Source organism: endosymbiont GvMRE of Glomus versiforme, assembly GCF_003546845.1.
On record NZ_NWVA01000001.1, the window covers coordinates 1 to 8,012 of the forward strand.

Annotated in this window: 11 protein-coding genes; 7 read left to right on the forward strand and 4 right to left on the reverse strand. The window is 33.0% G+C overall.

Annotated elements, in window-relative coordinates; genetic code table 4:
• Positions 1–118 precede the first annotated feature (118 nt).
• The 3 genes from GvMRE_RS00005 to GvMRE_RS00015 are packed head-to-tail and all read right to left on the reverse strand — an operon-like array spanning position 119 to position 1,231.
• Entirely contained in the window at positions 119–358 is a 240-nt protein-coding gene (locus tag GvMRE_RS00005; RefSeq protein WP_147409175.1) for a hypothetical protein, read from the reverse strand.
• Complete coding sequence (locus GvMRE_RS00010) at positions 358–930, reverse strand: hypothetical protein (RefSeq protein ID WP_147409177.1); 573 nt, start codon at positions 928–930, stop codon at positions 358–360. The genes GvMRE_RS00005 and GvMRE_RS00010 overlap by 1 nt, the downstream gene beginning before the upstream one ends.
• Entirely contained in the window at positions 923–1,231 is a 309-nt protein-coding gene (locus tag GvMRE_RS00015; protein WP_147409179.1) for a hypothetical protein, read from the reverse strand. Before GvMRE_RS00015 ends, GvMRE_RS00010 begins: the two co-directional genes overlap by 8 nt.
• A 317-nt stretch (positions 1,232–1,548) precedes the next feature.
• On the opposite strand from GvMRE_RS00015, the gene GvMRE_RS00020 reads away from it, so the two are divergent.
• The 3 genes from GvMRE_RS00020 (at position 1,549) to GvMRE_RS00030 (ending at position 4,573) form a co-directional block, all read left to right on the forward strand.
• Positions 1,549–2,571 carry a hypothetical protein gene (locus tag GvMRE_RS00020; RefSeq protein WP_147409181.1) on the forward strand — a complete coding sequence of 341 codons (1,023 nt, stop codon included), beginning with the start codon at positions 1,549–1,551 and terminating at the stop codon, positions 2,569–2,571.
• 160 nt (positions 2,572–2,731) lie between these two features.
• Positions 2,732–3,952, forward strand: a complete 1,221-nt coding sequence (locus GvMRE_RS00025) for an aminotransferase class V-fold PLP-dependent enzyme (RefSeq protein WP_147409183.1) — start codon at positions 2,732–2,734, stop codon at positions 3,950–3,952.
• A gap of 45 nt (positions 3,953–3,997) precedes the next feature.
• Positions 3,998–4,573, forward strand: a complete 576-nt coding sequence (locus GvMRE_RS00030; protein ID WP_147409185.1) for a CPBP family intramembrane glutamic endopeptidase — start codon at positions 3,998–4,000, stop codon at positions 4,571–4,573.
• A 96-nt stretch (positions 4,574–4,669) separates the two neighbouring features.
• On the opposite strand, the gene rplQ is transcribed toward GvMRE_RS00030, so the two are convergent.
• The gene (rplQ, locus tag GvMRE_RS00035) at positions 4,670–5,077 is read right to left on the reverse strand and encodes a 50S ribosomal protein L17 (protein ID WP_172575184.1); all 408 of its coding nucleotides are present in this window, start codon (positions 5,075–5,077) and stop codon (positions 4,670–4,672) included.
• Positions 5,078–5,299: 222 nt separating this feature from the next.
• Here rplQ and GvMRE_RS00040 point away from each other — a divergent pair, with 222 nt between their 5' ends.
• From GvMRE_RS00040 to GvMRE_RS00055, 4 genes are read left to right on the forward strand one after another with little or no spacing between them, the layout of a single operon-like run.
• Entirely contained in the window at positions 5,300–5,617 is a 318-nt protein-coding gene (locus GvMRE_RS00040) for a hypothetical protein (RefSeq protein ID WP_147409189.1), read from the forward strand.
• On the forward strand, positions 5,617–6,531 hold the full coding sequence (locus GvMRE_RS00045) for a phage major capsid protein (RefSeq protein WP_147409191.1): 915 nt from the start codon (positions 5,617–5,619) through the stop codon (positions 6,529–6,531). Before GvMRE_RS00040 ends, GvMRE_RS00045 begins: the two co-directional genes overlap by 1 nt.
• Positions 6,532–6,542: 11 nt before the next feature.
• Entirely contained in the window at positions 6,543–6,806 is a 264-nt protein-coding gene (locus GvMRE_RS00050; protein WP_147409193.1) for a hypothetical protein, read from the forward strand.
• A 1-nt stretch (position 6,807) separates the two neighbouring features.
• On the forward strand, positions 6,808–7,770 hold the full coding sequence (locus GvMRE_RS00055) for a coiled-coil domain-containing protein (protein WP_147409196.1): 963 nt from the start codon (positions 6,808–6,810) through the stop codon (positions 7,768–7,770).
• Positions 7,771–8,012 lie beyond the last annotated feature (242 nt).

Sequence of the window (8,012 nt, forward strand, 5' to 3'; positions counted from 1 at the left end):
ATAGTTAATTCTTTTGAATTTGGTTGTGGGATTGATGATTTCTAACTTAATTACTTCGATTTTTGGTTTTTTAATTATTGGTTTAGGTTTAAGTCAGTTGGTTAGTTTAGTTCAAAGATTATTCATGCTGGAACTCCTTGGCTTTTCAGTGGCAATTCTTACAAGTTAAAGTTTCGGGCATCCAATCTTTATCAGATAAGCAAATATAACATTGTCTATTTTTCGCACTTAATTCAAGGGTTCTTTCTTGCCATAGTTCAATAATCTTATCCTTTTCTGTTAGTGCTTCATTCATTATCTTTATTGACTGGTTGGTTAAGTTGTCTAATAATTCGCTGGTTTTCTTATCTATTGCCATTATTGGTTGGCCTCCTTATTTTGGATTGCTTTAATTCTTCTCTCTGTGTCTTCTAATTCAGAGGCCATTCTTTCTAAATAGCTTTTCTGGGTGAAAGTTTCCATGATTAGTTTGCCTTCACTAAAAGCTGAATATTCAGTGTTTTTTAGGAGCAGGTGGGCTTGGAGGTATTGGCTGCCAAATTTGTTGAGTTCTTCAAGCCTTTTTAGTTCTTCAAGTTTTTTAAAGAGAAAGTCTACTTTTTGGTTTCAAGACTGTTTTTGTTCTAAGGCGAAAGAAAGGAGGGGTTGGATTTGTTCTCTTAGGGATTTGGTGGTGAGTGGGGGTGGGTTGGAGAGGATTTGGTAATGGTGGCAGGTGAAGGAGGGACGGGTGCTGTTGCTGTTGGCTCAATGTCCCTTTAATTCTACTTGGCTTCCTTTGGGAATACTTGGTTTGGATTTAAAGACTACGGGGATTTCTTGGGTTTGGTTAGGGACTTGGAAAAATCCGTAATAGTAGGGTTCGGTTTTGGTGTTTTTTTCTTCTATACGGGAGGTGAGGATACCTTGAATTGTGGTTAAATTATCCACGGATTACCTCCTTATTTATTGCTTGGTTAAGCATGTTTTTTAATCCTTCACAACGAGTGGATTCACAAGCAGAGTGGGAGTTTAAGTGCTTATTAATAATTCCTTTGATTTTGAATATGATGTCTCAATCCTGCTTTTGTTTTCAATGCCTATAATCTTCTTGGATTTGTTGGCTGTGAGCTGAACAATAATAAAATCCTGCTGTTACTATTTGGTTGGGACAAATTAAGCATTTTTCATTTAGCCGTTGAGGTTCGTGGTCGGCCAACACCCCGTTGTTTTTGATAATTTGTTCTTTCATATCTATTTCACATATAGACAAAAGGAAATTAGAAAAAAAGGGTTATAAAAATATACTTATAGGCAAAAAACCATGGTTAAACTTAAAGGCTCTCATACGCGTGTAAATATCTTGTTTACATTTTCTTTGCTAACTTTATGATTTTTTTGGATAGTAAACTAAATCCAAAATAACTTAATTTTTTTATCATAAATGCAGAGGAGCAGGGATTGCAAGAAGTAAGTAATCTGGAAAAAATTGCTAAATTTTTAAGTGAATTATTAATATTGAAAATAGAAAGAATATTTAATAAAAGTTCAGACAAAAATTCTATATAAATGAATTCAAAGGAGATAGCAAAGAAAGATTTTGCTTTTTCTTGCCAAACACGAAACTTTTTCTCGTTAGGACGCTGACTTTTCCAAAAAATTAAATTTCCTTATTTAGTTTATTTCTTGCTAGTTTTTTTAAATTGTTACTTTTGGGCTTTAATCCCTTTCAATATTCATACTAATTTTAACCAAAAAAATCCTAATTATGGCTGTTTTAATTGAATTTTTTGGCAACAAAATTTTAATCCAAGGCATAACTCTCAATGACATCTACAATTAGTACTTATTTTACTTTTGAGTTTTTTCTTAGGAGTTTTTTTATTCGATATTGTTGGTTCACTTTTAAAGGATTATTGTGTGGAATTAAGTAAAAATTGGCTAAGAAAACTAATAATTTATCACTGCTCGCAATCGTCTCCTGAGATGATTAAAATTCACCAGGCAAAAATCAACCAAGTTATTTTTGATAATGTTCCTCGTTTTTCTTTTCATTTTGTTAATTTTCCCAGCGAAATATTTCGAAACCTGGTAATTATTAGTTTCAACATTTATTTTTTACTCTTTTTTCTGAATAGTTGGAACATAGGAAAAGAGTTAAAGGCTTTGACTTTGTGGTTTAATTTAATCGTCATTCTGGTTTTTCTCTTTTATATATTTCTCACTACTAGTTTACAAAAACAAAAAGATTGAGAGAAAAAGCAATGAACTTATACCGAAAAACAACAAATTCAACTTACTTTAACCAGTCTGACCTGACAGAACCACGAGGAAGAAAAACAGCAAAAACAGGCCAGAATAGCCCGAATTTTCCGACTTTTGGACTACAATTTAAACAAAAATAGGTTCTATTTTTTTCAAAAGATAATTTTTAACTTACCAATTTTAATTATTCCAGGATTAAATGTAATTTTTTATTTTCTTTACTACCATTTTACGGCCAATAATTTTTCTGACGCTTTTTTAATTGAGTATCCAAAGTATCTTTTGAAAACTCCGAAAAATTTTCCAATTAGTTCCTGATTATCATAAGGCTGCTTTTCACCATAATGAACTAAAAAAATTACTATCAAATTTAGTAAACTAATGCTAATAACTGCCTACTTAATTAAACAAATCTAGAAAAAAGCACTAAATATATTTATCAGAAAAGAGCAAGGAATAGAAGAGGAGCCAACTAAAATATTTTTATATGGATGATTTGCGGAAAGAGTTTCCCATTTTTAAAAAGCAAAAGCAGTTAATTTATTTAGATAGTGCTGCAACTAGTTTAAAACCTAAAACAGTAATTCAAGCCATTAATGATTATAATCAAAAATATTCTATTAATTCCCACAGTGAAAGCAGCAGTCCTTTGTTTAAAAAAGTATGAACCACTATTCAGGAAACCAGAGAAATAATTGCCCAAAAGATTAAGGGCAAAGTAGAAGAAATTAGTTTTTTGCCTTCTACTACTCATGCTCTAAATATTTTAGCCTTATCTTTAAAAAATCATTTACAAAAAGGAGACCGAATTTGCCTAACTTACCTGGAACATAGTTCTAACCTTCACCCTTGACAAGCCATTGCCAAAGAAAAAAAAGCCATTGTTGATTTCTTGCCTTTAAATAAAGAATTTACTATTGATATTAGTAAGTTAGATAAATATATTGATAAGAAAACCAAAATAGTTAGTTTTGTCCATGTCAGCAATAGTTTAGGAGTAATTAATCCTGCCGCAGAAATTACCAAAAAAATTAAAGAAATCAATCCGGAATGTTTAGTTATCTTAGATGCTTGCCAAAGTGTTATTCATGTTCCGATTAACGTAGCAGAATGAAATATCGATGCTTTGGCTTTATCAGGACATAAAGTTTACGGACCAACTGGCATCGGAGTCCTATGAATAAAAAAAGAACTGGGAGAAAAATTACCTCATTTATTATGGGGAGGAGGCAAAAAAATTGGACCAATGGAAGAAATTGCCGACCAAAATCTACCATTATCGCAAAAAATGGAAGTGGGAACTTTACCCCTAGCCGAGATTTTTGGCTTAAAAGCCGCTTTTGAATTTTTAAATAATTTTGCTACCAAAGAGATTTATAAATATGAAAATGATTTGCGAAATTATACTCTCCAAAAGTTAAAAAAAATTAAGAACATAACCATTTATAACCAAAAATTAGTTTCGGCTAATATTATTACCTTTAATTTGGCATCTTATCACGCTCATGACATAGTTGATTACCTGGGAAAAAACAACATTTTGATTCGGGCAGGAAATCTTTGTTGTCCTTATTTAAATAAATTAATTGGTGCTAATTCTGCTTTAAGAATTTCTTTTGGAGCATATAATAATTATAATGATATTAACGAGTTAGTTTCACATTTACAAAAAATCATTCAAAGCCCACAAGTTTTATTGCCATTTTAAGACTTAAAATTTTCTTCACTTGGCAAAAAAATATTATTATATCAAATGTTTAATCTAGAACTTGCTGGAAAAATTTGGGGATTTTTTGCTCCTCGAATTCCTTTTTTAATTGTTGTATCTTGGGTCTTACCAAAGAATTGAAAAAAAATCAAAACGGCTTTTACCGAAAAAGTTTATCATCAACTTTGGCTAGTGATTTTATTTAATTTTGCTGTTGGTCTATTGCTGGGCTTGCTTTTGCCACCCCAAATGGTTCCTAAGCAAGTAGAACATTTTCACAGTCTTGGTCCGTTTTTTAGTTTTCTATCTCTTTGTCTGGTTGCTCCTATTCTCGAAGAATGCCTTTTTCGCGGTTTAATCTTTGATAACTTTGAAAAAAGTAATCTTTTGCCTTATCTTCTTTCCTTTTTTGGCTTTACGTTTATCCATCTCAGTTGATTTGCTTTTACCCTTCCGTGAATTGAAGTTCTTAAATATTCTTTGTTTTATATGCTCGCTTCTTTCTATTTGATTTACATTTATCGGCTAAGTGGTTGAAATCTCGCCTTTCCGATTGCGGTCCATTTTTTGACTAACTTGGCAGCATTTATCATTATTTTTACAAGGTATAAAATTAGTTAAGTTTAAATATAGCAATGACATATTGCACTAAATAAAAGCCTGATTATTTTTTAACTATTTAAGTAAAAAATTCAGCAAGTTTTTTTTGCTCTTTTTCTAAACTAAACTAAAAACCACTCTTAAATTGTTGTCTCCTCGACGCAGACCTAATTTAACAATTCGGCTATAACCACCTGATCGACTTTGATATTTCTTTCCTAAATCGTCAAACAACTTACTAAGCACTCTTGTTTTTGTTTTTCCTTGTTTGAATTCAACCCTTTTTTTGTTTACTAAATAACGCAAGGCTAAGCGATAAAAGTGTTGACGAACTTCTTTTTTTTCTTTTTCCTTTTCAGCCTTTTTGGCATAAGTAATTAATTTGGCAAGCAACTTTGTTAACCTTTGAGCTGTTGGCAAACTAGTTTCAATTCCTTTTTTAGAACAAATAACATCAGTTACTAAGTTATTCGCAACACGCTTTCGTCAAGCAGAGTTTTTTCCTGGTTTAAGTATAAATGACATATAATTTATTTTTAACACGGATTCATCAAGTAGCATCCCATGAGGTTCACAAATCTATATAATAATTTTAGTTGTAATTAGAAAAAAAACCAACAAACAAAAAGCAAAAAAGTTAATCAGAAAAAAAAAAGCACACGAAAGACACACGACCTCCACACGCTGCTTTAATTCTAAGAATTAAGGGAGAAAATTTTTTTGTTGTTCTCTAAAAACAAAATCCATATGAACGAAAATAACCAAATAAATCCACTCAAAAACAGTGAAGATTATGAAAAACTAAAAAACGATTATGAAGCTGAAATCCTAAAACAAAAAGGAAAAGCTGAACAGTGAAAAAACACAGCCATTAAAAGTGATGAAGCAAGTTTAGCCAAAGACAAAATTATTGAAAGACTAGAAGTCGAACGAGATGACTGAAAAAAAGAAGCCCGTCGTAATTGTCTTATCGAACTCAACCAAAAAGAAACTAAAAACAAAAATGAGTTTTTAGAACATTTCCAAAGGCTCCAAACAGCCAAAATCCAAGGAGGTCTTAAATAATGGTGGACTTCAATCCCCTCTTGGAAAACCTTCAAGAACGAGTAGTCCAAGAAAAACCTTTGAAGTTAATCTATGCTGATAACACCTACTCCGTATTTAACAAAGGAACTACGGAATTCCACGGAGCCGAAGAGGAATTTATTGGAGACCAGCCCTTAGAAGGAGTAAAATGAAAGAAAACTCTTAAAAGTAGTGATGCTGAAAACTTGCCAGAAGTCTTCTCTTGTCGATTAAAAATCATTCACGACCACTTTTACTACACCATTTATAACAAAAAGGTCATGAAACGAGCCTTACAATCTCCGACTGAAATGGCAGCTCTGGTCGACCAATTAACGGACAGCATGACTACTAAGCCCAAGTTAGACTTGAATCGAGTTTTAACTAAAGTAATCTGCACCAAAGACAATTACAATAATGCTGCTTGGGAAACCGTCACTGCCGAGGAAGCCAAAATTGACAGCCTAGATAAAGCCATAGCCATTTTAAGGAAAATCAAAGCAGCAGCCAACGGGATGGTGGAACCTTCGGACAAGTATAATAGAGGATATCAAAAACCAAATAGCCACGACTGAAACAAAGTAGTTACTAATAGTGAAAGCCGAAAGAATTTAGTTTTAACTATTGACCCGGATTTCCTTGATGACTTAGAAATCTACTTTCTAGCTGATGTGGCTCGTGACTCTAACCTTAACCCCTACAAACTTTTCAAAGAAGTAATTGTAAAGAAACTCACCAATAATGCCTTGGCTACGCTCCATGACGAAAAAAGTGTAGTTTACCGGATAATTAATGAAGATGGAATTACTCACGAACAAGTCTTTGGTTCAGGCAACAGTAAATTTGGCTATCATATGACCGTGATTGGAGGCATGATACCTTTCACCAACAGTTGAGCCCTAGCCAGAGCATAGGAGGTATATGTATGTTAATATTGAGAGGAGAAATCAGCAAAAGTCGGGAACAAACCAAAAACCAACAAACCCAAACCGACTTAAATAAAATTCTTAAAAAATGAAAGTTCGGAGGTCAACCTTTTAAAAACACCGAGGACTTTCTCACCAAAATGGGTGGCTGAGTAGATAAACAAATTGATAAAGACAAAGAACTAAACGACTTTTTAAAACTTTTTGACCTAGAAAACCTCAACCAAATTAAAGGAATAGAATTGAAAGGAGAAGGAGAATAATATGAATTACCGAGAACAATTATTACGACAGCAACACAAAAATCACTTGGCTAGTCTAAACCAAAAATGACAACAGGAACGGAATATCTTACAAAACGATATCACCACTCTCCAAAATAGCACTGATGTAATCATTGTGGAGAATTTGGATAAAGAGAATAAGGAACTCAAAAAAACCATCCAAGCTCTCACCCTCTTAGCCCAAAACAGAAAAGAACAGTTAGAACAAGAAAAACAAGCCCTAATCACCCTAGCCCAAAAGAAAATCACCAACCAAAAGCAAGCCCAAGAACTCCTAAAAGAACTCCAAGAAAAGTGAACTAATGAAAAACAAGAATGAACCAACCAAGAAAAAGAACTCCAAGAGCAACTCACCCAAACCCAAGCTGAAAATAAACATCAATTCTCCCGTATCAAAGAAGAAATGAAAAAAGTTCAGAACTTGACTGAGCAAATTACCCACTACCAAAAACTTTTTGAAAAAGAACAGCAAGCCAACAACCAACACTGAAAAGATAAAGGAGAATTACAGCAACAGTTAGAGAAAGAGAAAGAAAGCCGTAATAAAGAAATAACCAACCTCAACCAACAACTCACTCAAAGTCAAGAAAGAGAAACTAACTTAAACCAAATCTCAGAACAAAAGGAAATCAGAATTACCCAACTCAACCAAGGATTAAAGAACTTAGAAAAAGAACTCAATCAAACCCACAACAAACTAGACCAAGCCCAAGAACAAAATCAACAAAAACAAACCCAAATTAATCAACTCAACCAAGATAAAGGGGAATTACAAACCAAGATTACAGAAAAAGATAAGACTATCACTAACCAAACCAAAACTATCCGAGAACAGTTAGAGAAAATCAATACCCAAGACACTAAATTAACCAAGCAAAAAACTCTCTTGGAAGAATTACTCACAGCCCGAGAAGCAAGATTACAGGAGGTAGAAAATGACTAAATACAAAACCGAAGAATTTAAGCAGTGGTTGGAAGAAAAGCCCGAAAGAAAAGAAAACTTGCCCTATTGACCTGCTTTCTTTGATTACCAAAAAGAGAATTTTATAAAAGAAGAAAATGAACAATCAGCAGCTCACACTATTCATTGACTTAGCAAATACTATGTGATATCTTTACAATGAATGCAAGAAGTAGACCAAAGAGAGAGAGAGAGAGAGAGAGAGAGAGAGAAAAAGGAGGAAC